The organism is Serratia rubidaea (genome assembly GCF_016026735.1).
Lineage (GTDB): Bacteria > Pseudomonadota > Gammaproteobacteria > Enterobacterales > Enterobacteriaceae > Serratia_B > Serratia_B rubidaea.
This window is the reverse complement of the sequence record NZ_CP065640.1, coordinates 4,013,831-4,040,482: the sequence shown is the minus strand read 5'-3', so window position 1 is coordinate 4,040,482 and position 26,652 is coordinate 4,013,831. Positions and strand designations below refer to the sequence as shown.

Below are 26,652 nucleotides of genomic sequence, written 5' to 3'. Positions count from 1 at the left end.
CCTCATTCATCGTTTAATCCTGAACACTTTTAGCGAGCCTGCCGCCCGCGACTTTGGCGCCCGGGCGGAACAAGCGCTGCACCAATGTTAATTAAGGGGAACACTATGTCCGCACCACGACAGCTGCGTCTGGGCACGATGCTGCACGGCGCCGCCGGCAATATGTCCGCCTGGCGTCACCCGGCGGTGAGCGCCGACGCCAGCATTAATTTTGAGTTTGCCAAAGCCACGGCGCTGAAGGCGGAAGAGGGCAAGTTTGACTTTCTCTTCGTCGCCGACGGTTTGTACATCAATGAAAAATCGATCCCGCACTTTCTTAACCGTTTTGAACCGCTGACCGTGCTGTCGGCGCTGGCGAGCGTCACCCGTAATCTGGGGCTGGTCGGCACGCTCTCTACCTCGTACAGCGAGCCCTTTACCGCCGCGCGTCAGTTCGCCAGCCTCGATCACCTTAGCGGCGGCCGCGCCGGCTGGAACGTGGTGACGTCGCCGCTGGAAGGATCGGCAAAAAACTTTTCCCGCACCCAGCACCCGGAGCATGCCCTGCGCTATCGCATTGCCGACGAATATCTTGAGGTGGTGAAAGGGCTGTGGGACTCCTGGGAACAGGACGCCTTTGTGCGCGACAAGGCGAGCGGCCGCTTCTTCGACCCGCAAAAGCTGCATACGCTGAACCATCACGGCGATTTCTTCCAGGTGGCGGGGCCGCTGAACATCGGCCGTACGCCGCAGGGACGGCCGATTATCTTCCAGGCGGGCGCCTCGGACGACGGTAAAAAACTGGCGGCGCGCCATGCCGACGCCATCTTTACCCACCATAACACCCTGGCCGACGCGCAGGCGTTTTACCGCGACGTAAAACAGCAGCTGGAGCAGCACGGCCGCCGCGCTGATGAGCTGCACATTTTCCAGGGCGTCAGCGTGATTGTCGGCCGCGATGCGCAGGAGGTGGAGCAGCAATACCAGAACACCGCGGCGCTGGTTTCGGTGCCGGATGCGCTGAATTATCTGGGCCGCTACTTTGAACATCATGACTTCAGCCAGTATCCGCTGGATGACCCCTTCCCGGAGCTGGGCGAGCTGGGACAGAACAGCTTCCGCAGCACCACCGACGCGATCAAACGCCAGGCCCGCGAACGCGGCCTGACGCTGCGCCAGGTCGCGCTGGAGGCGGCGTCGCCGCGCCCGCGCTTTGCCGGCACGCCGGAGCAGGTGGCCGACGGCCTGCAGCAGTGGTTCGCCGAGTACGGCGCCGACGGCTTTATTATTCAGGGCGGCACGCCGGAGACCTTCCCGCGCTTTGTGGATCAGGTGGTGCCGATCCTGCAGGCGCGCGGCCTGTTCCGACGCGACTATCCCGGCAGCACGCTGCGCGACAGCCTGGGGCTGGCGGAGCCGGCCAATCAGTTCACCGCACGCTAAACCATACAGGGAAACGTTATGCAGAAATCATTGCTTCTTCTGGCGCTGGCGCTGGCGCTGGCCGTGACGCCGGCCGTCCGGGCAGAGAATGTCACTATTAACGGCGCCGGCATCAGCCTGGACGCCAATAAAACGCCGATCCACAGCGTGAAAAACGCCGCCGCCATCGCGCAGCTGCCGCCGGGGCATCGCTTTGCCGTGCCGGGCAAGCTGACCGTCGCCATTGCCGGGCTGAACGTGCCGCCGCTGACGCTGTTCGCCGATGACAATAAAACGCTGCTCGGCAGCGAGGTGGATATCGCGCGCCTGGTGGCCGACAGCCTGGGGCTGGAACTGAACGTGGTGCCTACCTCGTGGGAGGACTGGCCGCTCGGCGTCGCCTCCGGCAAGTATGACGCGGCGATCAGCAATATCACCGTCACCAAAGCGCGCAAGGCCAGGTTTGATTTCGCCACCTACCGCAAAGATATGCTGGGCTTTTATGTCAAAACGGGCAGCCCGATCGCCTCGCTGCAGAAGGCGGCGGATATTGCCGGGCTGCGCATTATTGTCGGCTCCGGCACCAATCAGGAGGCGATTTTGCTGGCGTGGAATGCGCAGAATCTGCAGGCCGGGCTGAAGCCGTTTACGCCGATCTACACCAGAGACGATGCGGCGCAGACGTTGGCGCTGCAGTCCGGGCGGGCGGACGCCTGGTTCGGCCCCAACGTCACCGGCGCGTGGAAGGCGGCGCTGAACGGTAAAACCCGCCTGGCGGGCAGCGTCGACGGCGGCTGGCCGAAAGCGGCGCATATCGCCGTAACGCTGAAAAAGGGCAACGGCCTGGCGCTGCCGGTCCAGACCGCGTTGAACGGCGTGATCAACAACGGCGACTACGCCAAAGTGCTTAATCGTTGGGGGGAAGGCGTGGAGCGCATCACCGCCTCGGAACTGAATCCCGCCGGGCTGGGTGATTAAGGAGGCCGTGATGAACGAACGCTTTCGTGACGTATCGCCGGAAGATGCCGAACTGCAGCCGATCCTCAGCGGGCTGTTCGGCGAGTACGCCGCGCGTTATGACGACTACTTTTCCCGCCATACGGAGGTGGAGCTGACGGAATGGTACCTGCCGCCGCAGGGGCTGTTTATCGTCCTGGAGCGCGACGGCGTGATTATCGCCACCGGCGCCTATAAGCCGTATGACGCGCAGACCGCCGAGATCAAACGCATCTGGACCGACAGGGCGCTGCGGCAGCAGGGGCTGGCCGGCCGGGTGGTGCAGGAGCTGGAGCGCCGGGCGCGGATGGCGGGCTACCGCCATATCTATCTGACCACCGGCTTTCGCCAGCCGGAGGCGGTGAAACTCTACCTGAGCCAGGGCTATACGCCGCAGTTCGATCCCAGCCGCGATCCGGAAGAGTACGCCCGGCCGCCGTTTGACGGCAAGCTGCGCTTTATTAAAACCCTGCTGCACGCCGCGCTGCGCCAAACTGCATAAGGAACGATGAATGAAAAATGGTGAAACCATCAAAGTGGTGCCGGCGCGTTATCCGCTGCGCGCCGTCGGCGCCGTCGTCGCGCTGCTGCTGCTGGCGGCGGTGGTGCAGTCGGTGGCCTTTAACCCGCGCTGGGAGTGGCGGGTGTTTGCCCGCTGGTTTTTCGACCCGGCGATCCTGGCGGGGCTGGGGCAGACGCTGCTGCTGACGCTGATCGGCACGCTGTTAAGCGTCATCGTCGGCGGCATGCTGGCGCTGGCGCGGCTCTCCTCGTCCTGGCTGCTCAGCACGCTGGCGTTCGGCTATATCTGGCTGTTCCGTTCGCTGCCGCTGATCGTGGTGCTGATCGTCCTGTATAACTTCTCCTACCTGTACGACACCTTATCGTTCGGCGTGCCCTTTACCGGCCTCAGTTGGGGCAGCTTCGCCACCATCGACGTGCTCGGTCAGTTCTCCACCGCGGTGATCGGCCTGACGCTGGTGCAAAGCGCCTACAGCGCCGAGATTATCCGCGGCGGCTTTTTAGGCGTCGATCACGGTCAGTACGAGGCCGCCGCGGCGCTGGGGCTGTCGGCGTGGCGGCGCACCGTGCGCATTATCCTGCCGCAGGCGCTGCGCACCATTCTGCCGGCCGGCTTTAACGAGATTATCAGCCTCGCCAAGGGGACGGCGATGGTGTACGTGCTGGCGATGCCGGAGCTGTTCTACACCGTCCAGATGATTTACAACCGCACGCAGGAAGTGATCCCGCTGCTGATGGTCGGCGCGGTCTGGTATCTGGCGATCACCACCGTGCTGTCGCTGATCCAGTATGCCGTGGAGCGCGGGCTGGCGCGCAGCGAACGCCGCTCGGCGGTCAATACGACGCGCGCCGCCGGCCGGGTGCGCACGCCAACCCCACAGGAGCCTGCCCATGTCAGCTGAAGGTCATATTTCCATTACCGGCGTCAGTAAATACTTCGGCCGCCACAAGGCGCTGGACGATGTGTCGCTGGAAATCCCGCCGGGATCGGTCACGGTGATCCTCGGGCCGTCCGGCTCCGGCAAATCGACGCTGCTGCGCGCCATCAACCATCTGGAGCGGGTAGATGAGGGCTTTATCCAGATCGACGGCGACTATATCGGCTATCGCCGGCAGGGCGACCGGCTGTATGAGCTGAAGGAAAAAGCGATCCTCAAACAGCGGATCAACGTCGGCTACGTATTCCAGAATTTCAATCTGTTCCCGCATCTGACGGTGCTGGAAAACCTGATTGAAGCGCCGGTGGCCCACAGGCGGCTGAGCCGTCAGGCCGCCGTGGCGCAGGCGTATGAACTGCTGGAGGTGGTCGGTCTGCGCGATAAGGCCGACGCCTGGTCACGCCACCTGTCCGGCGGCCAGCAGCAGCGTATTGCCATTGCCCGCGCGCTGGCGCTGCGTCCGCGGGTGATGCTGTTTGACGAACCGACCTCGGCGCTGGATCCGGAACTGGTGGGCGAAGTGCTGGACGTGATAAAAAAGCTGGCGCGCTCCGGCACCACGCTGGTGGTGGTGACCCATGAGATTGGCTTTGCCCGTGAGGTGGCCGACCAGGTGGTGTTTATGGTGGACGGTAAAATCGTCGAACAGGGCAGCGGCGATGAACTGCTCAACCGCCCGCGCCACCCGCGAACGCGTCAGTTTTTGTCGAAAGTTCTGTAACGGCGCGCCGCGGTGCGCCGGGCAGCGTCACTCAATCTCCCGGCACGCCGCGGCAATCATCGTTCTGAGCCAGCGGTGCGCGGCAGGCTCCTGCGTACGCTGATGCCACAGCAGATGAAACTCAATCGGCGGCATCGCCAGCGGCGGCGGATAGCTCAGCAGCGCGTCGCGACAGGCCGCCCCTGTCGCTGCCCGGCGCAGCAGCGTGCTGACATAATCCGTACCGGGCAGCAGCGCCGGAATGGCGAACATGCCGGGCAGCGTCAGCGCCACCTGGCGGCTCAGTCCGCGCGCCCTGAGCATCTCATCCACCAGGCCGTAGCGGTTGCCCTCCGGCGACGCCAGAATGTGCTTCATCGCCATAAAGCGCTGCAGGGTCATCTCGCCGGGCGCCGCGTCGCCGTTTTTTCCCGTCAGGGTGACAAACTCATCGCTCAGCAGCGGAACGGACAGGATCCGGCTTTGCGTCTTGCTGGGCGTGACGCTCAGCGCCACGTCAATTTTGCCGCTGTCCAGCAGCGCCACCGTTTCATCCCGATCGGTAAAGGCGCGGATATGCAGCGTGCCGTGCGGCGCCTGCGCCGCAAACGCCTTACTCAGCGCCGGCAGCATGATGTGCAGCGGATACTCCGTCAGCCCCAGGGTAAAGCTGAGCGCCTGCGCCGCCGGATCGAAGGTCTCGGCGGGCTGCATAACGCTGCGGATGCGCGCCAGCGCCTCGGCGACCGGCGGGGCGATGCCCTGTGCTTTAGCGGTCGGCAGCAGGCCTTCCGCACTGCGGATAAACAGCGGGTCATCGAACACCCGCCTCAGGCGCGCCAGCGCCGCGCTCATGGCCGGCTGGCTGACGCCCGCCATCGCCGCCGCTTTGGTGACGTTGCGCTCTGTCATCAGCGCGTTAAACGCCGCGAGGAGATTGAGATCGAAACCCTCAAAATTCATATTTTGTATATTACTCTATACATGATATTTGTTGGATTGATGATGTCACGACGGTGAATACTACGCAAGGCGGTGAGCTGCACCGCTGATTGCAAAGGCTTTCAACCATGACTCATACCGACGATCTGACCCGACGTTTACAGGCGGAGCGCGCCGCCGTCGAAACGCTGTACCGCGCTTTCAATGATAAAAACCCGGAGCTGCTGAACCAGGCGGTCACCGACGACTGGCAGGATATACCGCTGGCGCCGGGACAAGGGCCGGGGCCGGAAGGATTCAAACCGCTGCTGATCGGGTTTATCGCCGCGTTTCCCGATATTCATATCACTATTCACGAGATGCTGCAGGAGCCGGGCAAGGCCGCGGTGCGCGCTGAAATTACCGGCACGCACCTGGGCGATCTGATGGGTATCGCGGCGACCGGCCGCCGCATCAGCGTCCGGCTGCACGAGTTCCACACCCTGAACGGCGAACGCGTCACCGCCACCTGGCACATGGAAGACTGGCTGGCGCTGTACCAGCAACTGGGCCAGCTCCCGCCGCTATAATCAATACGCTTGCCGGCGGCGCGGGTGCGTCGCCGATGTCCAATCAGCCCGGCGAAGGCGCCGGACAGGAGAATACGTATGTCAGTGGAGAGCAAAAGCGCCATGGTGACCGGCGCCAGTAAGGGCATAGGGCGCGATATCGCGTTGGCGCTGGCCCGTGACGGCTTTGATATCGTGCTGGGCTTCGGCCGGGACCGCGCGGCGGCGCAGGCGGTGGCGGAGGAGATCGCCGCGCTGGGGCGGAAAACCGTTCTGGTGGCGGGAGACGTCGCGTCGCCGGAGGTCGTGACAAACCTGTTCAGCGCCGCGCAGAGTACGTTTGGCCGGCTGGATACGGTGGTGATCAATGCCGGCATTATGCGTATGGCGCCGATTACCCGCGCCAGCCTGGCGGATTTTGACGCGATGATGAGCGTCAACGCCCGCAGCGCGTTTCTGATGATGGCGGCGGCCGGCGAACAGCTGCGGAGCGGGGGCAGCATTATTGCGCTGTCGAGCAGCGTGATTGCCAAATCGATGCCCGGCTATGGCCCCTATATCGCCTCCAAGCTGGCCGTCGAGGGGCTGGTGAAGGTGATGGCGAATGAGCTGCGCGGCCGGGATATTACCGTGAATGCGGTGGCGCCGGGGCCGACCGCCACCGAACTATTCCTGCACGGTAAAAGTCAGCAGCAAATTGATGCGCTGGCGCAGGCCGCGCCGCTGGAAAGGCTGGGCCTGCCGCAGGACATCAGCGCCGTGGTGGCGTTTCTGGCCGGCGGACAGGGGCGCTGGATTAACGCGCAGACGATCAGGGTCAACGGCGGTTTTGCCTGAGCGCCACGATCTGGCGATGTGATGATCAGTAGATTTGCTTCACTGCGCTGCGGGGAATATCGCCGTCCAGATAGAAGGCTTCGGACTCCGCTTCGCCGCACAGATTTTCCAGCGCTTTTCGGACGGTGTTCGGCGAGACTTTTTGCGCCGCCATCAGACGGTCCGCATCGTCCAGCAGGATCTGCGCGGTGGTTTTAAAGCGGCCGGAGAAGGCGGTGGCGTCGATTTGCACCACGGTGCGGCCGGCGGCGAAACGGTTGGCGGTTTGCAGTGAGCCGCTCAACGACAGCACGCCGCCGCGGCTGCCGCCGGTGCGCGCGGTGTGTTTGATAATATCCGCCAGATAGTCGTCGCCGTGCTTTTTATCCGTTTCCTCGGAGCGCTCCAGACCGTAAACGTCGATCTCATCGCGGTCGGCAACGTGCGCGCGATACAGCGTCGTGGGCAGCGGGTTGTCGCGGGCGAAGTCCCGCAGGTCATGAATGGAGCGGAAACCGGTCGGATCGACGCTTCTGTCGTTTTGGTCGTGGCCGCGCTGCAGCAGGTCCGCCACGGTGATGGGGCGCGAGGTTTCTTGCTGCTGCGGCTGATTGACGCGGTTGTTGCTGAAGACGTTTTTGATCTGTGGCATTTTCACATTGATGAACCCTGACTGAATAAACTGCCATTGAGTGGCGACAATGCGCGATGAGTTTCAATTTTTTTGTAAAGCCCGGGGATCGACGTATGATAATTCCTACTGCCATCCCGCTTTGGAGAACTGCACCATGACGTCAACGCACCATGCGCCGCCTGCAGAGGACTGGCTGACCCTGCGGCGTGACGACGACACCGGTATTGAAAGCGTTCACGCCCATTTTCGCGGCCACGCTTACGATCCCCACGATCATGATGAAATGCTGGTTGGCGTTACCCAGCAGGGTCTGCAGCGCTTCAACTGTCACCGGTCGCTGCATACCAGCCGTCCCGGGCGGGCGATCCTGATTGAACCGGGCGCGGTGCATGACGGCCACGCGCCGCAGGATGAGGGCTTTACCTACGGCATGCTGTATCTGCCGCAGGGCTGGGTAACGGAGACGATGTGCCGGCGCGGGCTGGGGGATATCTCGACGCTGGAAGGGGCGTTCCGCCATACGCTGACCGACGACGCCGGCCTGAACATGGCGATCCGCCAGGCGTTCTGCGCCGTGCATCACAATGAAGGCCGGCTGGCGCGCGACCAGAGCCTGGATCGGCTGATCGATCTGCTGGCGCGCCATATTCAGCTGAAGCCCACCTCGCTGAGCGATGAGTCGCAGGTATTGATCAACCGTCTGCGTGAGTATCTGCACGCACATATGGCCGACAATATCGGGCTGGATGAGCTGGCCAGCCAGAGCGGCATCGACCGCTTTCGCCTGACCCGCCAGTTTAAAAAAGCCTTCGGCCTGTCGCCCCATGCCTATTTGGTGCGGCTGCGTCTGCGCGCCGCGCGCATGCGGCTGGCGCAGGGCGAACGGCCGGCGCAGGTGGCGATGCAGGTGGGCTTTGCCGATCAAAGCCATCTGGGCCGCTGGTTCCAGCGCGCCTACCGGCTGTCGCCGCAGGCCTATCAGCGTCAGTGCACAAACGTTCTATACTGACCAAGCGCCGATCGCCGATGATGCGTTTTTTCGCAACCCACGGAGTATCGGCAGTCATGTTTGAGAGTAAAATCGCCTTTATCGTACGTAACGATCTGGCCGCCTGGCAGCGGCTGAATGTGGTGGCTTTTCTGGCGACGGGGATTGCCGCCGCCGCCCCGGAGATTCTGGGCGAGCGCTACCAGGACGGGCACGGCCGCCAGTATGGCGCGATCGCCGGCCAGCCGATGCTGATTTTTGAGGCGGATATCGCCGGCCTGCAGAGCAGCCACCGCAAGGGGCTGGAGCGTGAACTGACCCTGATCCCCTATGTGCACGCCATGTTCGCCACCGGGCACGATGAGGCCAACCGCCAGGCGTTCCTGGCCGAGGACGCCGATAACCTGAACCTGGTCGGTCTGGCGCTGCACGGGCCGAAAAAGGCGGTAGATAAGGCAATCAAGGGGCTGTCGCTGCACGGCTGATGCTATTATGGCCGGCGGCGCCCGTTGGCGCCGCCGATATTTTTGAGTTGAGGCGTAGAGAGAAGATGAAAATCAGCGAGCTGGCGAAACGTTCCGGGTTGAACGCCTCACGTATTCGTTTCTATGAGCGGGTGGGATTATTGAAGGCGGTTAAGCGGCAGGCCAACGGCTACCGCAGCTATACGCCGGACGCCGTGCAGGAACTGCGGGTGATCGTGGCCGCGCAGAACGCCGGTTTCAGCCTGGATGAGCTGCGCGCATTGATGCCGGTGACAGCCGGCCAGTGGGATCACCAGCGGCTGATCGACACCTTGGCCAGCAAGCTGCGGGATATTGAACGGCTTGAGGCGCAGTTGGCGCAGAGTAAGGCGCAGTTGCAGACGGTGATGGCGGATATTCTGGCCAAGCCGGCAGAGCTGGACTGTGCCGACAATGCCAAACGGGTGCTGGCGAATATTGAATCCCAGAGCGTCGCGGACGCAGACGCTAAACCGCAGCATTAATCGCCATATCGCGCTCTTGACCTTAAACTTAACGTTAAGGTTAGGCTTTGGGCTTATTATCTCCCGAGGTAAAGCCGATGAATGTATTTGACGAATTAGTGTTGCCGAATGGTTCACGTATCCCCAACCGTATTGCTAAAGCCGCGATGGAAGAGAATATGGCGGATGCGGATCATGCGCCTTCTGACTCGCTGCTGCAGCTGTATCAAACCTGGGCCGACGGCGGCGCGGGGTTGTTGATTAGCGGCAACGTGATGGTCGACAGCCGGGCGATGACCGGTCCCGGCGGGGTGGTGCTGGAGGACGATCGTCATCTGGCGCGCTTTACCCGCTGGGCGCAGACCGGCCAGGCAAACGGCGCGCAGTTCTGGCTGCAGATCAACCATCCCGGCCGGCAGATGCCGGCTGAGCTGGGGCAAACCGCCTGGGCGCCGTCCGCCGTGCCGCTGGATTTGGGCAACATGTCCAAACACTTCGCCATGCCGCAGGCGATGAGCCAACCGATGATCGACGAAACGATCGCCCGTTTTGCCGCCAGCGCGCGGCTGGCGGAGCGGGCCGGATTTTCCGGCGTGGAGATCCATGCCGCCCACGGCTATCTGATTAGCCAGTTCCTGTCTCCCCTCAGCAATCAACGCACCGACCAATGGGGCGGTTCGCTGGAAAACCGCGCCCGCCTGCTGCTGGCGATCGTCCGCGCCGTGCGCGCGGCGGTGTCGCCGCAGTTTGCCGTAGCGGTAAAACTGAATTCGGCCGATTTCCAACGCGGCGGCTTCAGCGCGGATGATGCGCTGCAGGTGGTCGGCATGCTGAATGAGTTAGCGGTGGATCTGGTGGAGCTGTCCGGCGGCAGCTACGAAGCGCCGGCGATGCAGGGCGCGGCGCGCGACGGGCGCACCCTGGCCCGCGAGGCCTATTTCCTTGAGTTTGCCGCGGCGATTCAGCAGGTGGCCAAGATGCCGCTGATGGTGACCGGCGGCATCCGCCGCCTGCCGGTGGCGCAGCAGGTTATCGACAGCGGGGTGGCGCTGGCGGGCATCGGCACCGCGCTGGCGTTGGATCCGGCGCTGCCGCGCGCCTGGCGGCAGGGGCAGCACAGCGAGCCGAGCCTGTCGCCGATCGGCTGGAAAAATAAAACGCTGGCGTCACTGGCGAATATGGCGCTGGTCAAGTTCCAGCTGCGTCGTCTCGGCCGAGATAAAAAGCCGGCGCCGCAGGTTTCACCGCTGCGCGCGCTGCTGGCGCAGCAGGTGATCAACGCACTGAGCGCCCGCCGTTACCGGCGCTGGATCCGCGCCAGAGAGTGATTGGCGGGGGAGAAGGATAGAGACGGCAGCCTGACGCCGCCGTCTTTTCGTCGGGGAGAGGTTACCAGCCTTTAATCGCGTCGCCTTTGTACACTTCCATCGCTTTGTCGGCGACCTGCTGGGACTGGAAGGCGTCTTTCAGCTCCTGAATCTTCTTGCTGTCCTTATTATCTTCACGCGCGACGATCGCGTTGACGTACGGCGAGTCTTTCTCCTCCATAAACAGACCGTCGCGCACCGCGGAAAGCCCGGCCTGGGCGGAGAAGTTGGTGTTGATAATGGAGATCGCCACGTTCGGATCGTCCAGCGTGCGCGCCAGCTGCGGCGTATCCACTTCAACAATCTTCAGGTTTTTCGGGTTGGCGGTAATGTCCATGGTGCTTGGCAGGTAACCAACGCCGTCCTTCAGCGTAATCAGCCCCTGCGCCTGCAGCAGCAGCAGGCTGCGGCCCAGCGTGGTGACCTCGTTGGAGATGGTAATGGTGGCGCCGTCTTTCAGCTCGCTGATATTTTTTATCTTGTGCGAGTAGGCGGCGATCGGGAACACGAAGGTTTTGCCGACAACGGCAAACTTATAGCCGCGCTCCTTCGACTGATCCTCCAGGTAAGGCAGCGTCTGGAAGGCGTTGGCGTCGACGTCCTTATTGTTTAACGCTTCGTTAGGCAGCACGTAATCGTTAAAGGAGATGACGTCGACATTCAGGTCATATTTCTCTTTTGCGACCTGCTGGACGACTTTCCAGATGGCTTCATCCGGGCCGGTATTGATCGCCACTTTAACGTTATGTTCGTTATCCGGTGAACAGGCGGATAACAGCACGGCGGAGGTGGCGATTAACGCCGAAAACAGCAGTTTTTTCATCAACAATACTCTCCGGTATCAATTAGTTAACCGATACTATGATATTCATTACCCGCTGTATAGTTGTTTGCTGAAATCATTCTCCTCCCGCTATCCGACAGGCGGCGCGCCCGGGATCAGCGCGCCGCCGTTCGTTTATTGCGCGCTATGCCGGGCGGCAAACGCCGCCAGCTGCCGGTTAAAGCGCGGCGCTTCCTCGATAAACGGCGCGTGGCCGGAGTCGTCATAGATCTGGCTCTCAATGCGCGGGTTGACGCTCCGCGCCCTGGCCAGCGCGGCCTGCGGGTTGACCAGCGCATCGTGCCGGCCATAGATAAACAGCAGCGGCACTCGGGCGTTTTTCAGCCCCTGTTCCAGCGGGATGGTCATCGTCGGCACCGCGCGCTGCATCGGCCAGGCGGCCAGCGCCGCGTTGGCCAATAGCCGTTCGAAAGTTTCCCGATCCGGCTGCTGATAAAAACACAGGCGCAGGAAGGCGCGCTCGCCGTCCAGATGGGTGGCCAGGCGTTCATCGGTCATCGCGCTGTACACCGCCGGATGGGCGGGGAGCTGCGCGGGGGTTAATTCCACCACGCCGTCGACGTAGACGGCGCCGCTGAGGTTTTTGTCGCCGTAGGCCGCCAGATAGTTGGTGATCACCGCGCCGCCCAGCGACCAGCCGACCAGCAGCGGCCGCCGGGCCTGCGTCGCGTCGATCACGGCGGCCAGATCGTCCGCCCAGCGTTTGCCGTCGCGGTAGGCCGCTTCCTGCTGCGGCTTGTCGGAGAGGCCGTGGCCGCGCAGGTCAAAGGTGATCAGCCGGTAGCGCTGCAGCTGCGGATCCTGCTGCTGCTTTATCCAGTTCAGGTGGCTGCCCAGCAGGCCATGGATAAAGATAATCGGCGGGCCGGCGGGGTTGCCGGACTCTTGCACCGCGATGCGCACGCCGTCGGGCGCGCGGACGCTGTAGCTTTTCTCGGCGGCGGGCAGTGCGGCGGAAACCAGCGCCAGCATCAGCGCCAGAAGAAGGTGACGAAGGGATAACGGCATAAAAAGCTCCTGTCTCAATAACGATTCCCGGCTATGCTAAACCCTGACATTAATGTCAGAGTCAAGCGGCTATTCAGGGGGAAAGATGCAGTTATCAATCGGCGAGCTGGCGCAAAAAACCGGCGTCAGCGTACGGGCGATCCGTCATTACGACGCGAAGGGGCTGGTGGCCTCGGCGCGCGGCGAGAATGGTTACCGCTATTTTTCCGAACGGGCGATCGTTCAGGTGCGCCAGATACGGCGGCTGATTACCATCGGCTTCAGCATTGCGGAGATCCGCGCGTTTCCGGACTGCATGCTGCTGGTGGAGGGCGCCGCCTTCTGCCCGGAAACTCAGGCGCTGCAGTATCAACGCCTGGCGGATATCGAACGGCAGATTGAAGAGCTGGAACAGCGGCGGGCGCAGCTGATGGCGACGCTGGCCGGCGCACCGGCGAGGAAGAGCGCTTAATCCGCGCTGTTACGCAACGCGGCGAAAATTTTCGCGTAAATCTGCCGCACGGTCTCCTGCTTGTTGCGGTTGTAATCGGTCATGGTATTCACGCCTTGCCGCGCGCGCCGTTTACTGGCGACGTACCGCTGCCGGTCTTCGGGGTGGTCGATCAGCCAGTCGCGAAACAGCCGGTGGCGCAGGTGCTCGGGGCTGCCGATGGCAAATACGTGCAGATTGATCTGCGGCGCATCCAGACGCAGCATCCGGTGCTGATACCATGACGGCTCGCGTATGGTATGGACGTAGCCCAGGGCGGTCAGCGGCGGTATATAGCCCGCCTCATTCGCCGGGTCGGCCACCAGCAGATCGATATCAATAATCGGTTTGGCCGCCAGCGCCGGCACCGCCGTGGATCCCACATGCTCAATATGCAGCGCGTACGGCCCCAGTGCGCGCTCCAGCCGCGCTTTTTCCTGCGCGAAGCGCTGCGGCCAGCGCGGGTCATAATCGACGACGTCGATCTCTTCCTGCCGCGGTTTGCCGGCGACCCACGGGTTTTCATCAGGGTCGCCGTCGGCGAAGTGCATCACGGCTTCACGTTCGGCGGCGGTGAGGGGAAATGAGGCAGACATAACGACTCCGTGGCTGAAGGCAAAAAAACACCGCCGTCGGCGGTGTCGTCAGTATAGCCCGGAACCCGGCGCAAAGGGACTACAGGCCCCGTTTTTCCATCAGCAGCGCCAGATCGATCAGCCGGTTGGAGAAGCCCCATTCGTTATCATACCAGGCGAGGATCTTCACCATCTTGCCGCCAATCACCAGCGTCGACAGCCCGTCAATAATGGAAGAGCGCGGATCGCCGCGGTAGTCGCTCGACACCAGCGGCTGGTCGCTGTAGCCCAGAATGCCCTGCAGCGGCCCCGACGCGGCGGCGGCGCGAAACGCGGCATTAATGTCTTCGGCCGTTGCCTCGCGCTGCAGGTTGACCGTTAAATCGACGATGGACACCACCGGGACGGGAACGCGCAGCGAATAACCGGTCATCCGGCCGTCCAGCTCGGGGATCACTTTGCCTATCGCCTTGGCGGCGCCGCTGGAGTACGGCACGATGGAGACGGCGGCGGCCCGCGCGCCGCGCAGATCTTTTTCCGGCTGGTCGTGCAGCGCCTGGCTGTTGGTATAGGCGTGGGTGGTGTTCATCAGGCCATGCTCAATGCCGAATGTCTGATGCAGCACCTGAGCGGCGGGCGCCAGGCCGTTGGTGGTGCAGCTGCCGTTGCTGACCACCTGATGCCGTACCGGATCGTACTGCGCGTCATTGACGCCCATCACGATGGTGATGTCGTCATCCTTGGCCGGGGCAGAGATAATCACGCGCTTGGCGCCGCCGTGGGTGATATGCGCCATCGCTTTGGCTTTCTCGGTGAACAGGCCGGTGGCTTCGATGACCACGTCTACGCCGGCGCTGCGCCAGGGGATCGCCGCCGGATCCCGCTGTGAAAACACGCGGATCGTCCGGCCGTCCACCACCAGCCCGCCGTCAGCGGCCTCGACCTGCGCCGCAAGCGTGCCGGCGAGTGAATCATATTTCAGCAGATGGGCCAGGGTGCGGCTGTCGGTGAGGTCGTTAACCGCCACCACCTGAAAATCCGTCCGTCCGAGCGCCGCGCGCAGCACGTTGCGCCCGATCCTGCCGAAGCCGTTGATGCCTACGTTGACCATGATGAACTCCTTCATTATCGATGTCTGTCATCAATGTAGTGCGGCGGCGCTTTGGCGTAAATGACAATAAACAATCAATTCAGGACAGATGGCGCGCGCAGAAACGCTGCCGGTACTCGGTCGGCGTCAGGTGCAGATTCCTCTCGAACACCCGGCGCAGGTTGAGGCCGCTGCCGAAGCCGGTATCCGCGGCGATTTGCTCAATGCCCAGCGTCGTCTGCTCCAGGCGCTGTCTGGCGGCGTTCAGCCGCACCTCTTCAACATATCTGGCCGGCGTCACGCCGGTAGCGCGGGTAAACACCCGGGTGAAGTTGCGCGGGCTCATCGCAACGCGCTCCGCGAGCTGGGTGACGGAGAGCGGCTGGGTGAGGTTCTCCGCCAGCCAGCTCTGCAGCTGACAAATCGGGCCGTCGCCGGCCTGATGCAGCAGATAGCGGCTGAACTGCGCCTGTCCGCCGGGACGCCGCAGGAACATGACCAGATCCTGCGCTACATCCCGCGCCAGGCTAAAACCGTGATCTTCTTCAATCAGCGCCAGGGTCAGGTCGAAGCCGGAGCTGACGCCGGCCGACGTCCAGACCGCGCCGTCCTGCACGTAGATTGGCCCGTGGTCGACCGTCACCCGCGGAAACTCCGCCTGCAGGCGATCCAGCAGCCGCCAGTGGGTGGTGGCATGGCGGCCGTCCAGCAGACCGGCCTGCGCCAGCAGCAGCGCGCCGCCGCAGATGGAAGCGATCCGACGGGCATGGGGCGCGGCCTGCTGCAGCCAGTGCACCACGCTCAGGTTCTCGGCGTCGGACTGGCCCTTGTTGGCCACCATCACGGTGTCGTAGGGGCGAGCAGGATCGAGATCGCACAGTCGCTGGTCGGCCAGCAGATTCAGCCCCGAGACGCCGTGCACTACCCGGTGCGTCTGGGTGGTGGCAACCGTCACCCGATAAGAGGCGCCGGGCGCATCCGGCGGCAGCAGGCGGTTGGCCTGGGTAAGAATATCGGCGACGCCCGCCGCCTCAAACAGCATGCCCCCGTCGGGGACGATAATCAGAAAATCATGCATGGCGGATAATGTCTGTAAAAGATGAATAAGGACACTATAACGCTTGTTTAACGGGGGAGGCTAGCGCTAGTGCTGGTGATTTAATATGAAGCGCTGCTGAAGTTATTGACATTAAAGCCAGGTTTAAGGTTATCACTACAAGCCGGTGGTTGGCCGGCGTAGGCAACCCATAGGCAGCGTGCGCCAGCCCTGAGGCGGTTAACGCACATGTTGACACCGTGCGGTGTCTCTGCCGGTTAAACCATTTTGATTGAAAATAGCTAATCATTTAATCATAGCGATAGGGAATAGCATCGTGATGAATGTCCATATCGCCACTATCCTTAAACAGAGCCATCGCCGGCATTGCCGCGCAGTTGGCGAAACTGGTTCACACCATAAACCTGAGGGAGAAATGCAATGGGATTTGTCACAACGAAAGACGGCGTCGAAATTTTCTACAAAGACTGGGGCCCGAAGGACGCACAGGTTATCTTTTTCCACCACGGCTGGCCGTTGAGTGCGGATGACTGGGATGCGCAAATGCTGTTTTTCCTGGCGCACGGCTACCGCGTCGTCGCTCATGACCGCCGTGGTCACGGGCGCTCCAGCCAGGTCTGGGACGGGCATGATATGGATCACTACGCCGATGACGTGGCGGCGGTGGTCAGCCATCTCGGCATTCAGAAAGCGGTGCACATCGGCCACTCGACCGGCGGCGGCGAGGTAGCGCACTACATTGCCCGCCACGGCGACAGCCGCGTCGCCAAGGCGGTGCTGATCAGCGCGGTGCCGCCGCTGATGGTGAAAACCGACGCTAATCCCGGCGGGCTGCCGAAGTCGGTATTTGACGATATGCAGGCGCAGCTGGCGGCCAACCGCGCGCAATTTTATCATGATATCCCGGCGGGGCCGTTCTACGGCTATAACCGTCCCGGCGCCAAGCCGTCCGAAGGCATTATCAACAACTGGTGGCGACAGGGGATGATGGGCAGCGCCAAGGCGCATTATGACGGTATTGTCGCCTTTTCTCAGACCGACTTCAGCGACGACCTGCGCAGCATCACCGTGCCGGTGCTGGTGATGCACGGCGATGACGACCAGATTGTGCCGTATGACATTTCCGGCCCGCTGTCGGCCAAGCTGTTGCCGAACGGCACGTTGAAAACCTACCACGGTTTCCCGCACGGCATGCCGACCACCGAGGCAGAAACCATCAACGCCGATCTGCTGGCATTTATCCGGCAGGGTTAATCCGCTTGCATAAGCCGGGGATCTCCCCGGCTTTTTTTATCGCGAGTCAGGATGGCGCGAACAGCGCATGTTTCTCGGCCAGTGCGGCCAGCAGGGCGACGGTCTGGTCAATCTGCTGATAGCTGTGTCTGGCATTGACGATAAAACGGATGCGTCCGTCATGTTCCGCCACCATCGGGTGGGCGACCGGGACGGAAAACACCCCATTCTTGTACAGCTCAAAGCAGGTTTTCAGCAGCTTTCTGGTATCCGGAATATAGATCGGCACAATCGGCGTCTGGCTGTTGCGCAGGTCGAAACCGGCCTTTTGCAGCTGAGCGCGCATATAGCGGTTCTTCTCATGCAGTTCACGGCCGATCTCCGGCTCCGTTTCAATAATCTCCAGCGCCGCCAGCACCGCGGCGGCGTCGGCCGGGGTAAAACAGGCCTGAAACGCATAGGCATTGGCGCTCCACTGCAGGTAAGAGGCATAGCGGCGGGACATGGCGACAAAGCCGCCCAGAGAGGCCGCCGCCTTGGAAAAGGTGGAGGCGATAAAGTCCACCTGCTCCGTGACGCCGGCCTGCTGGCACAGGCCGCGGCCGCCGTCGCCGTAAATACCGAAGGCGTGCGCCTCATCCACAAACAGCAGGAAGTTATAGCGCTGTTTGAGTTGCACCAGCTCCGCCAGCGGGCAGATGTCGCCGCTCATCGAATAGGCGGACTCAACAATCACAATGGTTTTTCCCCGGCAGGTTTGCTGCGCCTCGCCGAGTTTACGCGCCAGATCCTCAATGTCGTTGTGCTGAAAGGTGACCCAGCGCCGCGCCGGCGACTGCCGGATGCCGTCGCGGATCGAGGCGTGGGACTCCTCATCGATCAGCACGCAGTCGCCTTCCTGACACAGCGCCGCCAGCGTGCCCAGATTGGCGGTAAAGCCGGTGGGGAACAGCATCACCGCTTCCTTGTTGAACCAGCGCTGCAGCGTCGCCTCGATTTTCCGGTGCAGAATATTCATCCCGCCGGAGATGGCCGAGGTGCCACAGCCGGTGCCCATCTGCCGCACCGCCTCGATCGTGCTGGCAATCACCTTCGGGTGGCGGTTTAACCCCAGGTACAGGTTGGTTGACCAGATGGAGCAGTCGCGCGGCGCGTCCTCCAGTGAGGTCGCCACCGGGGAGGCGGCGTCGCTGCCGCGGCAGGAAAAGGCGTCGAAGCTGTAAATGCCCTCGCGGGACTGCCTGTGGCGCAGGGCGTCCATCTGTTCGGCAATCACCTCCACGTCCCGAATGCCGGAACGCTTCAGGTGCATCAGCAGGGTGCCGGTGGTGTTGCGGTAAATATCCTCATCGTCTGATACGTCCTGGGTTAAGTTTTCAACAGAAATCATGGCAATCTCCTGGATTACGGATTAACGGGGCGGCCCCGTATGAATACGATAAATAGAACTCTTTATCGTCTCTGTCTGCGATAACCCTGGCGAAAAGAAAAAGAAAACGCGTCACGCCGGCGGGAATATTGGCGCGATAAGGCTGAAATTTGTTGTATAAATCTCTGGCTAAAAAGCATTAGCCTGATTAAGGCTAGAAAACAACGCGGGTTTATTCAAGCTGTCATAAAATAAATATTCAGCGCAAGTGAGTGATTGGGTAAGATGTTGATTTTAAATCTTCTGCTTTATTTATCGTTAGCTAATATATTTTTGTTGAATAATAATTAATGTTAACCTGTGCAGGATTATTTGATTAAAATTAATAAATTCAATAATAAAAATCTGATTATCGTTAACTAATTAAAATCGTGAGCGAGAGTGGTGAAAAGAGGGCGGCGGGCAGGATTATTTCTCTGCCCGCCGCGTCAATTATGGCGGGGTTATTTCACGCAGCGTCACGCAGGCGTCGAGACCGCCCTGCGGCTGGTTGCGTAACGTCAGCGTGCCGGCCATCTGGCTTGCCAGCTGCGCGGCGATCGCCAGCCCCAGCCCGGTGCCGCCGGTGTGGCGGTTGCGCGACGCCTCCAGCCGGTAAAAGGGCGCCAGCACCGCCTGCAGCTCATCGTCGGGGATGCCGGGGCCGTCGTCGCACACGTGCAGCGTCACCTGGCCCCGCTGCGGCGCCGCCAGCGTGACCGTCGCCCGGCGGCCGAACTTCAGCGCATTATCAATCAGGTTGGTCATGATGCGCCGTAACGCCTGCGGCCGCACGGCGAAACGGTCGTCGCCGCTGCACGGCAGGAAGACGACGGCTTTGCCGATGTCCTGATAGTCGCAGGCCAGGCTGTCGAGCAAGGCGTTCAGGCTGACGCGCTGACGCGGCTCTTCCAGCGTTTCCGCCGAGCGGGCAAAGGCGATGCCTTCCCGCACCAGCCGGCTCATGGTATCCAGATCGCCCAGCAGCTTGTCACGCAGCGCCGGCTGTTCCGCCATCTCCACCCGCAGCTTCATCCGGGTAATCGGCGTCTGCAGATCGTGTGAGATGGCGGCGAGGATCTGCGCGCGCTCCTTCAGGTGATCCTGAATGCGCGCCTGCATGGCGTTAAACGCCCGCGCCGCCTGGCGCACCTCCGCCGGGCCGTCCTCAGGCATGGTCTGCGCGGCGTCGGCGGTCGGTTTCAACGCATCGACGGCCAGGGTAAAGCGGGTAAACGGCCGCACCACCTGAAGCACCGCCAGCCAGGCGCAGCACAGCAGCAGCAACAGTTGCCCGCCGAGCACCAGCGGCAGCCAGCGCGCAATTGCCGGCATGCGCGGCCAGAGATCGAGCGTCAGCGGGGCGCCGTCGTGCAGCGTCAGGTGCACCTGAATATGCTCGCGCGGCCCCGGAATGGCGCTGATGTTGATGGCGTAACGGCCGCCCAGCGCCTCCTGCAGTGAGCGCACCGCACCGCGCGTGCGCCAACCGGTGGGATAGGGACCGCTGTCGCCTTTCGTCAGTTGGTAGCGGTAATTGCCGCGCGCCAGCCTGGGCAGCCACTGCGGCCGTTCCGCCGCCGGCAGGCGGTCGAGAATGGCGACGCTGGTCGCCACGTCGTACTCCAGGTTGCCCAGCATCACGCTTTTGGCGCTGCTCATCCGTTCGATCATCAGGCTGACCAGGGTCATGCCGTTGGCCAGCAGCAGGCCGCATGCCACGATCAGCAGTAAACGCGCCAGCAGCGTTCGCGGCCACAGCCTCACGGCCTGGCCTCCTTAATCACCACCGGCGCGGCGAGCACGTAGCCTTCGCTGCGCACCGTTTTGATATAGGCGGGTTCGCGCGCGTCCTCCCGCAGCCGCTGACGCAGGCGGCTGATCAGCAGATCGATAGAGCGTTCGAACAGTTCGGCATCGCGCCCCTGCGTCAGATTAAGCAGTTGGTCGCGCGACAATACCCGCTGCGGGTGATCAAGAAACACCCGCAACAGCCGGTACTCGGCGCCGCTGAGCGCGACGATGGTGTCGTCGCTGTCCAGCAGGTGGCGGTTGACGGTGTCCAGACGCCAGTCGCCAAAGGCGATCACGCGCCCGGCCTCGGTAATCTGCAAGTTGGGCGGCAGCGCGCGGGTGCGGCGCAGGATCGCCTTGATACGCGCCAGCAGTTCGCGGGCGACAAAGGGTTTTACCAGATAGTCGTCGGCCCCCATTTCCAGCCCGAGAATGCGGTCGGTGTCTTCATTGCGCGCCGTCAGCATCAGTATCGGCAGGTTGCGTTGCGCGTCGCTGCGCAACTGGCGGCACAGCGTCAGGCCGTCGTCGCCCGGCATCATGATATCCAGCACCACCAGATCGACATGGCTGGCGGCCAGCACCGCGCGCATTTCGCGGCCGTTTGCCGCACCGACGGCGCGATAGCCGGACTTTATCAGGTAATCCGTGACCAGTTCGCGGATATCGCGGTCATCATCCACCACGAGGATGTTATCAATATGCTCCAAATGAAACCCCTGTTTCTGGTTGGTCGGCGAGCGGCGTAACGCCGGAAAGGCCGCAGCAGGGCGCCGCGGCCTGTATACACCTTACAGCGCGGCGGCGTCCACCACCGCCTGTACAAAGTCGTCCGGCGCTTCTGCCGGCGGGTTATGGCCGATATTGCCGCTAAACGTGCGATGCTGATATTTACCGCTGAATTTCGCCCGGTATGTTGCCGGCGCGGGATGCGGCGCACCGTTGTTATCCCCTTCGATGGTGATGGTCGGCACGCTAATCACCGGCAGCGCGGCCAGCTTGCGCTCATAAGTATCATAGCGGGATTCGCCTTTTTCCAATCCCAGCCGCCAGCGATAATTACTGATGGTGATCGCCACGTGGTCGGGGTTATCCAGCGCCGCCGCCGCTTGCCGGAAAGAGGTCTCGCTGAACGACCAGCCCGGCGAGGCCTGTTGCCAGATCAGCCTGGCGAAATCATGGGTGTTTTTGGCGTAGCCGGTGCGGCCGCGCTCGGTGGCGAAATAGAACTGATACCACCATTGCTGCTCCGCCTGCGGCGGCAGCGGCTGTTTGCCGAGCGCCTGGCTGCCGATCAGATAGCCGCTGACCGACACCAGCGACGTCACGCGCTCCGGCCACAGCGCCGCGACAATATCGGCCGTGCGGGCGCCCCAGTCGAAGCCGGCAAACACCGCCCGTTTAATGCCCAGCGTATCCATCAGCGCCACCACGTCTGCGGCCATCGCCGACGGCTGGCCGTTGCGCGGCGTGGCGGCCGAGAGGAAGCGGGTGCTGCCGTAACCGCGCAGATAGGGCACGATCACGCGGTAGCCTTTCGCCGCCAGCTGCGGCGCCACCCGGGCGTAGCTGTGAATATCATACGGCCAGCCGTGCAGCAGGATCACCGCTTCGCCGTCGCGCGGGCCGATATCCACATAGCCGACGTTCAGCACCCCGGCGTTCACCTGTTTAACCTGGTCAAACGCCGCTGCGTAATCGGCGGTGGTCTGCGCTGCGGCGAGCGCACTGCCTGCGGCGGTCAGCATCAGCGTCGCCAGCAGAGATTGTTGCATCAGTTTTTTCATCGTGGGTTCCTCGGGATTAGGGGCGTTCAACGCAGCGGACGGAAGGCGCGGCGTAGCTCAGCGGTGAAAATGGCGGGCTGTTCCCAGGCGGCGAAATGTCCGCCGCGCGGCGCGGCCTGGTAATAGCTGAGTGTCGGAAACGCCTGCTCGGCCCAACGTTGCGGCGTCTGGTAGATTTCCCCCGGGAAGACGGAAATGGCGACCGGCACCTTGACCGTCGTGGTCTGCTGGGCGGACGCGCTGAAGTTGTTGTTATTGTTTTCCCAATAAAAACGCGCGGCGGACGCGGAGGTCTGGGTCAGCCAGTACAGGGAGAGATCGTCAAGAATTTCGTCGCGCGTCAGTACGCGTTCCGGCTCGCCGCCGCTGTCTGTCCATTGGGCGATTTTATCGTACGACCACGCCGCCAGCGCGGTCGGGGAATCATGCAGCGCGTAGCCGATCGTCTGCGGCCGCGTCACCATCATCGCGCCGTAGGCGGCGTTGCGGGTAAAGAAATGGCTAAGCCGATCGAATGCCCGCTGTTCGTCCGGCTGCAGCGCCACGGGCGCAGGCTGGCCCAGATTAATCGCGCTGACCAGCGCATCCGGCACGGTAGCCGGCATGGTCAGGTGAATGCCCAGCAGACCGGCGGGCGCCTGACGCCCCATCGCGTTGGAAATCACCGAACCGTGATCGCCGCCCTGAGCGACATAGTGCGTATACCCCAGGCGCTTCATCAGCGTATCCCACATGCGTGCAATGCGCGCCGGCTGCCAGCCGGTATCGTGCGGGCGTTGTGAAAAACCGTAGCCGGGAATGGAGGGGATCACCACGTCGAAGGCGTCATCAGCCCGGCCGCCATGGGCGACAGGATCGGTCAGCGGGCCGATAACTTTCAGAAACTCCAGCACGGAGCCGGGCCAGCCGTGGGTCATGATCAGCGGCATGGCGTTGCGCTGGCGCGAACGCACGTGGATAAAATGGATCGCCAGGCCGTCAAGGCGGGTCACATACTGCGGCAGGCCGTTGAGCCGGCTTTCCACCTTACGCCAGTTGTAACCGTTCGCCCAATATTCCACCAACGGACGGATTTTATGTAACTGCAGGCCCTGTGAGTCATCGCTCACCGTTTCCTTATCGGGCCAGCGGGTTCTCGCCAGCCGGAATTTGAGATCGGCCAGCTCGCTGTCGGCAATGGCGATGGTAAACGGATGGATCTGGTCGTCGGTCGGCGGCACAACGGGCTGGCGGACCGGCGTCGCCCAGGCGTGATCCAGCAAACCGATGGCGGCGGCGCCCGCCGCGGAGGCCAGCAGTAAACGCCGGCGAGATGCATCGGGTAACTCGTTATCTGAACGGTTCATATTTCACCTTTAATGGGAGGCGTGCGATACCGGCGCATGCGGCGGTACGGTGAATTCCACGGTCTTGCTGTCAATCGGCCGGTGCGTCGGGTCGGCGAGGGCGATGGTGACCTTATGCTTACCCGCAGGCAGTCCGACCAGGATCACCGGTTCGCCGCTGGCGTCCGCCCAGTGCCACGGGTTGTCGTCGACGGTTACGTGAATATGGCCGATGCGCGGCGCCACCTGGCGCGCCTCGGGGCCGTATACCGGCTCAATCCGCAGGTTTTCCGCGCGGTACTGAATAAACACCGCGCCTTTACGCAGCGGGCCGGCCAGCGGCGCATCGACAATCAGTTTTGCCGGCGGCTGCGGCCGTTCCAGCGGGGCGACGGCGGCCGGGCCGAGAATATCGGCGGCGCTGTGTGCGCCCGGTTCTGCCGACCAGGCGCAGGTTGCCGAGGTAAAAATCAGTAACGGGGACAGGATAAGTTTACGTAGCATGGTGGTTGCTCCTTGTTAGCGCGCCATTCGGAGAGGAATGACAACGCTGTTAGGAGACCACGCGCATGTATAGGGCGTGTTAGCGGAACGCCGCGTTATTGCATCGTCGTGTACCCGGCTGGCCGGCAGATACATTGCGATACAATAGACGGCGCGTTAGTGGCTTGGCGTGGCGGCGATTCAGCCGTCGGCCGCGTGGCTGCCGCGCCGTTTCTCTATCGCCCATTTGAGCAAGGCGGCGCAGCGGTAGAAGCCGTGGGCGAATTTGCCATAGGGGATCGTCAGGAACAGCGCCATCACCACGCCGAGATGGAGGGCCAGCAGGACGCCCATCCAGGCGCCGTCTCGGCCGGCCAGTAGGCCCAGGCCGCTCAGGCTGGTTAACAGCAGCAGCAGGATAAAACCGCGATCCATCGGTTTTTGCCGCGGGTCGCCATGCAGCGGCGAACGGCGCAGGTTCAGCCACAGTAATCCGGCGGGACCGACCAGCAGGCCGATGCCGCCCAGCGTGCCGAGGATGACCGGTACGCTGAGGAACGGATAGGGCGCCTGCCAGCCGGCGAAATAGTGATAGCCGGTGGCGGTGACGGTGGCGGCAAAACAGAGCATAAAGCCGTAGAAGGTGAAATGGTGAAAACGACGGCGCAACAGCGTAAAGGCATCGTCCGACTCATTGCAGCCTTTGCCGTGTCCGCCGTCGAGATACGTCAGGGTAAGGGCATGATGAGAGGCTTCGGCAAGGTCGGCGGAGCGTGGCGCGCCGGGGGATATCTCGCGCCAGAAACGTATAACGCCGGCCATCAGCAGCCCCAGCGCCAGCGTGAATACCGAGCCGAACATCCAGGCCAGCAGGTTGTGCGGGAAGATTTGGTAAAAATCACCGGCCAGCGGCGGATGACGCAGCGATCCCGTCAGCGCGATGGCGAGCAGTAAAAACAGCGTCAGCCCCAGGGCCAGCGCCAGGGTGACGGTGACGCCGGCGCGGCGGTACAGCGCACCCAAGGCCGCCGGACGGGCGTAATGCTGATAGGTCTCCAGCCGCACCTGCGCCATCGCCTGTGGCACGTTGATGGCAAACTCATGGGGCGGCGCGTACTGGCAGGCGTGCAGGCAGGCGCCGCAGTTGTGGCAGAGATTGGCCAGATAATTAATATCCGCCTTAGCGAACGCCAGCCGCTGGGTCATCGCCGGAAACACGGCGCAAAACCCTTCGCAATAGCGGCAGGCGTTACACACCTGCATCACGCGTTCAACCTCGGTTTCCGCCTCGCTCAGCACGTTGACGTCGATAATCCGTTGCTCAAGCGGCTGCATACTGCGCCTCCCGTGCCGCCAGAGCGGCCTCTTTACCGGCAATGCGGCCGAAGGTGGTGCCGATAGACATGCCCACCCCGGCGGTATAGCCCTTGCCCAGCACGTTGCCCGCCATCATTTCCCCGGCGACAAACAGGTTGCGGCTCGGCCGGCCGGCAAAGTGCACGGCCGCGCGATCGTTCACTTTCAGCCCAAGGTAGGTGAAGGTTATTCCCGGGCGCAGGGCGTAACCGTAATAGGGCGGCGTATCGAGCGGGCGCGCCCAGTGCGTTTTCGGCGGCGTCAGATGTTCCGTGCTGCAGTCGTCGAGCGTGGTGTGGTCGAAACGCCCCGGTCTGCAGGCCTGATTGTATTGCGTCACGGTGTGGGTAAAGCGCGCGGCGTCCAGCCCCAGCCGCCGGGCCAGTTCGGCCAGCGTGTCAGCCTGTACGCCGGGGAACACCGGCGGCATAAAATGGCCGATCGCTTTGCTGTCGATAATCGAATAGCCGATTTGTCCGGCCTGAAGGGCTACCAGACGCCCCCAGATGGCGTAACGCTTCGGCCAGAAGTCTTCGCCTTCGTCATAGAAACGTTCGGCATCGCGGTTAACCACAATCCCCAGCGACACGCAGTCTACGCGGGTGCAGATGCCGCCGTCATAGCGCGGCGCTCTGGCGTCGATGGCCACGCAGTGCGACTGGGAAGGGTCGCCGATAATGTCCGCGCCCGCGTCCATCATAAATTTGAGCAGTACGCCCTGATTAAAGCGGGTGCCGCGAATTAAAAAATTGTCGGCCGGCCATTCGCCGCGCGCATTTTGCCCCCAGGCCGCGCGCAGCCACGCGCGGTTGGATTCAAACCCGCCGGCAGCGAGCACGCAGGCTTTGGCTTCGATCCGTTCCTCTCCCGCCATGGCGGCGACAAAGTTTCCTTCCCGTAGCTCAAGCGACTGTACCGGCGTGTTGTAGCGGATCTGCACCCCCAGACGTTCTGCGCTGCGGTAATAGGCGTTCACCAGCGCTTTACCGCCGCCCATAAAGAACGCATTGGTGCGCGCCACGTGCAGCGCGCCCGACAGCGGCGGCTGGAAGTTAACGCCGTGGCGGCGCATCCAGTCGCGGCAGTGCGCAGAAGTGCGGATCACCAGGCGCGCCAGCGCTTCGTCGGTATGACCGTCGGTTACCCGCCGCAGATCCTGCCAGTACTCCTCTTCGCCGTAGCTGTCCACCAGGACATCCTGCGGCGCATCGTGCATGCAGCGTAAATTACGCGTGTGCTGCGAGTTTCCCCCGCGCCATTCGCGCGGCGCCGCTTCCAGCAGCAGCACCGACGCGCCGGCCTCACGGGCCGTCAGGGCGGCGCATAGGGCGGCATTGCCGCCGCCAATCACCAGTACATCGACCATTTCATCTCCACCTAACGCAGGATTAAATCTATCGTCGG

Annotated in this window: 28 protein-coding genes; 13 read left to right on the top strand and 15 right to left on the bottom strand. The window is 62.6% G+C overall.

Annotation, left to right across the window (positions count from 1 at the left end):
• Positions 1-105: 105 nt before the first annotated feature.
• Genes I6G83_RS18980 through I6G83_RS18960 form a run of 5 tightly spaced genes read left to right on the top strand, consistent with a single transcriptional unit; the run spans position 106 to position 4,578 of the window.
• Positions 106-1,422 (top strand): LLM class flavin-dependent oxidoreductase, encoded by a 1,317-nt coding sequence (locus I6G83_RS18980; protein ID WP_054305649.1) that lies wholly within the window; start codon positions 106-108, stop codon positions 1,420-1,422.
• Positions 1,423-1,440: 18 nt separating this feature from the next.
• Positions 1,441-2,379: an ABC transporter substrate-binding protein gene (locus I6G83_RS18975; RefSeq protein WP_054305650.1), complete on the top strand. Its 939-nt coding sequence runs from the start codon at positions 1,441-1,443 to the stop codon at positions 2,377-2,379.
• Positions 2,380-2,389: 10 nt separating this feature from the next.
• On the top strand, positions 2,390-2,899 hold the full coding sequence (locus I6G83_RS18970; RefSeq protein WP_054305651.1) for a GNAT family N-acetyltransferase: 510 nt from the start codon (positions 2,390-2,392) through the stop codon (positions 2,897-2,899).
• A 10-nt stretch (positions 2,900-2,909) separates the two neighbouring features.
• The gene (locus I6G83_RS18965; protein WP_054305652.1) at positions 2,910-3,821 is read left to right on the top strand and encodes an amino acid ABC transporter permease; all 912 of its coding nucleotides are present in this window, start codon (positions 2,910-2,912) and stop codon (positions 3,819-3,821) included.
• Positions 3,805-4,578, top strand: a complete 774-nt coding sequence (locus tag I6G83_RS18960) for an amino acid ABC transporter ATP-binding protein (RefSeq protein WP_054305699.1) — start codon at positions 3,805-3,807, stop codon at positions 4,576-4,578. Before I6G83_RS18965 ends, I6G83_RS18960 begins: the two co-directional genes overlap by 17 nt.
• Positions 4,579-4,605: 27 nt before the next feature.
• Here I6G83_RS18960 and I6G83_RS18955 read toward each other — a convergent pair whose 3' ends face one another.
• A complete protein-coding gene (locus I6G83_RS18955) occupies positions 4,606-5,520 on the bottom strand; it encodes a LysR family transcriptional regulator (protein ID WP_054305653.1) in 915 nt (304 codons plus the stop codon).
• A gap of 107 nt (positions 5,521-5,627) precedes the next feature.
• Between I6G83_RS18955 and I6G83_RS18950 the strand changes: the two genes are divergently transcribed.
• Positions 5,628-6,068 (top strand): ester cyclase, encoded by a 441-nt coding sequence (locus I6G83_RS18950; RefSeq protein WP_054305654.1) that lies wholly within the window; start codon positions 5,628-5,630, stop codon positions 6,066-6,068.
• Between the two features lie 78 nt (positions 6,069-6,146).
• Entirely contained in the window at positions 6,147-6,884 is a 738-nt protein-coding gene (locus I6G83_RS18945; protein WP_054305655.1) for an SDR family oxidoreductase, read from the top strand.
• Between the two features lie 25 nt (positions 6,885-6,909).
• Here I6G83_RS18945 and I6G83_RS18940 read toward each other — a convergent pair whose 3' ends face one another.
• Positions 6,910-7,515: a hypothetical protein gene (locus I6G83_RS18940; RefSeq protein ID WP_054305656.1), complete on the bottom strand. Its 606-nt coding sequence runs from the start codon at positions 7,513-7,515 to the stop codon at positions 6,910-6,912.
• A 136-nt stretch (positions 7,516-7,651) separates the two neighbouring features.
• Between I6G83_RS18940 and I6G83_RS18935 the strand changes: the two genes are divergently transcribed.
• The 4 genes from I6G83_RS18935 to I6G83_RS18920 all read left to right on the top strand — a co-directional run bounded on the left by I6G83_RS18935 (position 7,652) and on the right by I6G83_RS18920 (position 10,780).
• Complete coding sequence (locus tag I6G83_RS18935) at positions 7,652-8,506, top strand: AraC family transcriptional regulator (RefSeq protein WP_054305657.1); 855 nt, start codon at positions 7,652-7,654, stop codon at positions 8,504-8,506.
• Positions 8,507-8,562: 56 nt separating this feature from the next.
• On the top strand, positions 8,563-8,970 hold the full coding sequence (locus I6G83_RS18930; protein ID WP_054305658.1) for a DUF2000 domain-containing protein: 408 nt from the start codon (positions 8,563-8,565) through the stop codon (positions 8,968-8,970).
• 65 nt (positions 8,971-9,035) lie between these two features.
• On the top strand, positions 9,036-9,473 hold the full coding sequence (locus I6G83_RS18925; RefSeq protein ID WP_054305659.1) for a MerR family transcriptional regulator: 438 nt from the start codon (positions 9,036-9,038) through the stop codon (positions 9,471-9,473).
• Positions 9,474-9,550: 77 nt separating this feature from the next.
• A complete protein-coding gene (locus tag I6G83_RS18920; RefSeq protein WP_054305660.1) occupies positions 9,551-10,780 on the top strand; it encodes an NADH:flavin oxidoreductase/NADH oxidase family protein in 1,230 nt (409 codons plus the stop codon).
• Between the two features lie 61 nt (positions 10,781-10,841).
• Here I6G83_RS18920 and I6G83_RS18915 read toward each other — a convergent pair whose 3' ends face one another.
• Both I6G83_RS18915 and I6G83_RS18910 read right to left on the bottom strand, forming a co-directional pair.
• Positions 10,842-11,642 carry a MetQ/NlpA family ABC transporter substrate-binding protein gene (locus I6G83_RS18915; protein ID WP_054305661.1) on the bottom strand — a complete coding sequence of 267 codons (801 nt, stop codon included), beginning with the start codon at positions 11,640-11,642 and terminating at the stop codon, positions 10,842-10,844.
• Between the two features lie 135 nt (positions 11,643-11,777).
• Complete coding sequence (locus I6G83_RS18910) at positions 11,778-12,671, bottom strand: alpha/beta fold hydrolase (protein WP_054305662.1); 894 nt, start codon at positions 12,669-12,671, stop codon at positions 11,778-11,780.
• A gap of 85 nt (positions 12,672-12,756) precedes the next feature.
• Between I6G83_RS18910 and I6G83_RS18905 the strand changes: the two genes are divergently transcribed.
• Entirely contained in the window at positions 12,757-13,122 is a 366-nt protein-coding gene (locus I6G83_RS18905; protein ID WP_054305663.1) for a MerR family transcriptional regulator, read from the top strand.
• On the opposite strand, the gene I6G83_RS18900 is transcribed toward I6G83_RS18905, so the two are convergent.
• The 3 genes from I6G83_RS18900 to I6G83_RS18890 all read right to left on the bottom strand — a co-directional run bounded on the left by I6G83_RS18900 (position 13,119) and on the right by I6G83_RS18890 (position 15,883).
• Complete coding sequence (locus I6G83_RS18900) at positions 13,119-13,736, bottom strand: GrpB family protein (protein WP_054305664.1); 618 nt, start codon at positions 13,734-13,736, stop codon at positions 13,119-13,121. The two genes, I6G83_RS18905 and I6G83_RS18900, sit on opposite strands and share 4 nt — an antisense overlap.
• 79 nt (positions 13,737-13,815) lie before the next feature.
• The gene (gene gap / locus I6G83_RS18895) at positions 13,816-14,826 is read right to left on the bottom strand and encodes a type I glyceraldehyde-3-phosphate dehydrogenase (protein WP_054305665.1); all 1,011 of its coding nucleotides are present in this window, start codon (positions 14,824-14,826) and stop codon (positions 13,816-13,818) included.
• 79 nt (positions 14,827-14,905) lie between these two features.
• Positions 14,906-15,883, bottom strand: a complete 978-nt coding sequence (locus I6G83_RS18890) for a GlxA family transcriptional regulator (RefSeq protein WP_054305666.1) — start codon at positions 15,881-15,883, stop codon at positions 14,906-14,908.
• A 399-nt stretch (positions 15,884-16,282) separates the two neighbouring features.
• Here I6G83_RS18890 and I6G83_RS18885 point away from each other — a divergent pair, with 399 nt between their 5' ends.
• On the top strand, positions 16,283-17,116 hold the full coding sequence (locus tag I6G83_RS18885; RefSeq protein WP_054305667.1) for an alpha/beta fold hydrolase: 834 nt from the start codon (positions 16,283-16,285) through the stop codon (positions 17,114-17,116).
• Positions 17,117-17,162: 46 nt separating this feature from the next.
• Here I6G83_RS18885 and I6G83_RS18880 read toward each other — a convergent pair whose 3' ends face one another.
• From I6G83_RS18880 to tcuA, 8 genes are all read right to left on the bottom strand, one after another.
• Positions 17,163-18,485 (bottom strand): aminotransferase class I/II-fold pyridoxal phosphate-dependent enzyme, encoded by a 1,323-nt coding sequence (locus I6G83_RS18880; RefSeq protein ID WP_054305668.1) that lies wholly within the window; start codon positions 18,483-18,485, stop codon positions 17,163-17,165.
• 471 nt (positions 18,486-18,956) lie between these two features.
• Positions 18,957-20,270 carry a sensor histidine kinase gene (locus I6G83_RS18875; RefSeq protein WP_054305669.1) on the bottom strand — a complete coding sequence of 438 codons (1,314 nt, stop codon included), beginning with the start codon at positions 20,268-20,270 and terminating at the stop codon, positions 18,957-18,959.
• The gene (locus I6G83_RS18870) at positions 20,267-21,007 is read right to left on the bottom strand and encodes a response regulator (protein ID WP_054305670.1); all 741 of its coding nucleotides are present in this window, start codon (positions 21,005-21,007) and stop codon (positions 20,267-20,269) included. Before I6G83_RS18870 ends, I6G83_RS18875 begins: the two co-directional genes overlap by 4 nt.
• Positions 21,008-21,088: 81 nt before the next feature.
• Entirely contained in the window at positions 21,089-22,045 is a 957-nt protein-coding gene (locus I6G83_RS18865; protein ID WP_054305700.1) for an alpha/beta fold hydrolase, read from the bottom strand.
• Between the two features lie 65 nt (positions 22,046-22,110).
• Positions 22,111-23,430, bottom strand: a complete 1,320-nt coding sequence (locus tag I6G83_RS18860) for an epoxide hydrolase family protein (RefSeq protein ID WP_054305671.1) — start codon at positions 23,428-23,430, stop codon at positions 22,111-22,113.
• Between the two features lie 9 nt (positions 23,431-23,439).
• Positions 23,440-23,913: a DUF6130 family protein gene (locus I6G83_RS18855; RefSeq protein WP_054305672.1), complete on the bottom strand. Its 474-nt coding sequence runs from the start codon at positions 23,911-23,913 to the stop codon at positions 23,440-23,442.
• 180 nt (positions 23,914-24,093) lie between these two features.
• Positions 24,094-25,227 (bottom strand): tricarballylate utilization 4Fe-4S protein TcuB, encoded by a 1,134-nt coding sequence (gene tcuB / locus I6G83_RS18850; protein ID WP_054305673.1) that lies wholly within the window; start codon positions 25,225-25,227, stop codon positions 24,094-24,096.
• Positions 25,214-26,614: an FAD-dependent tricarballylate dehydrogenase TcuA gene (gene tcuA, locus I6G83_RS18845; protein WP_054305674.1), complete on the bottom strand. Its 1,401-nt coding sequence runs from the start codon at positions 26,612-26,614 to the stop codon at positions 25,214-25,216. The genes tcuB and tcuA overlap by 14 nt, the downstream gene beginning before the upstream one ends.
• Between the last annotated feature and the right edge of the window lie 38 nt (positions 26,615-26,652).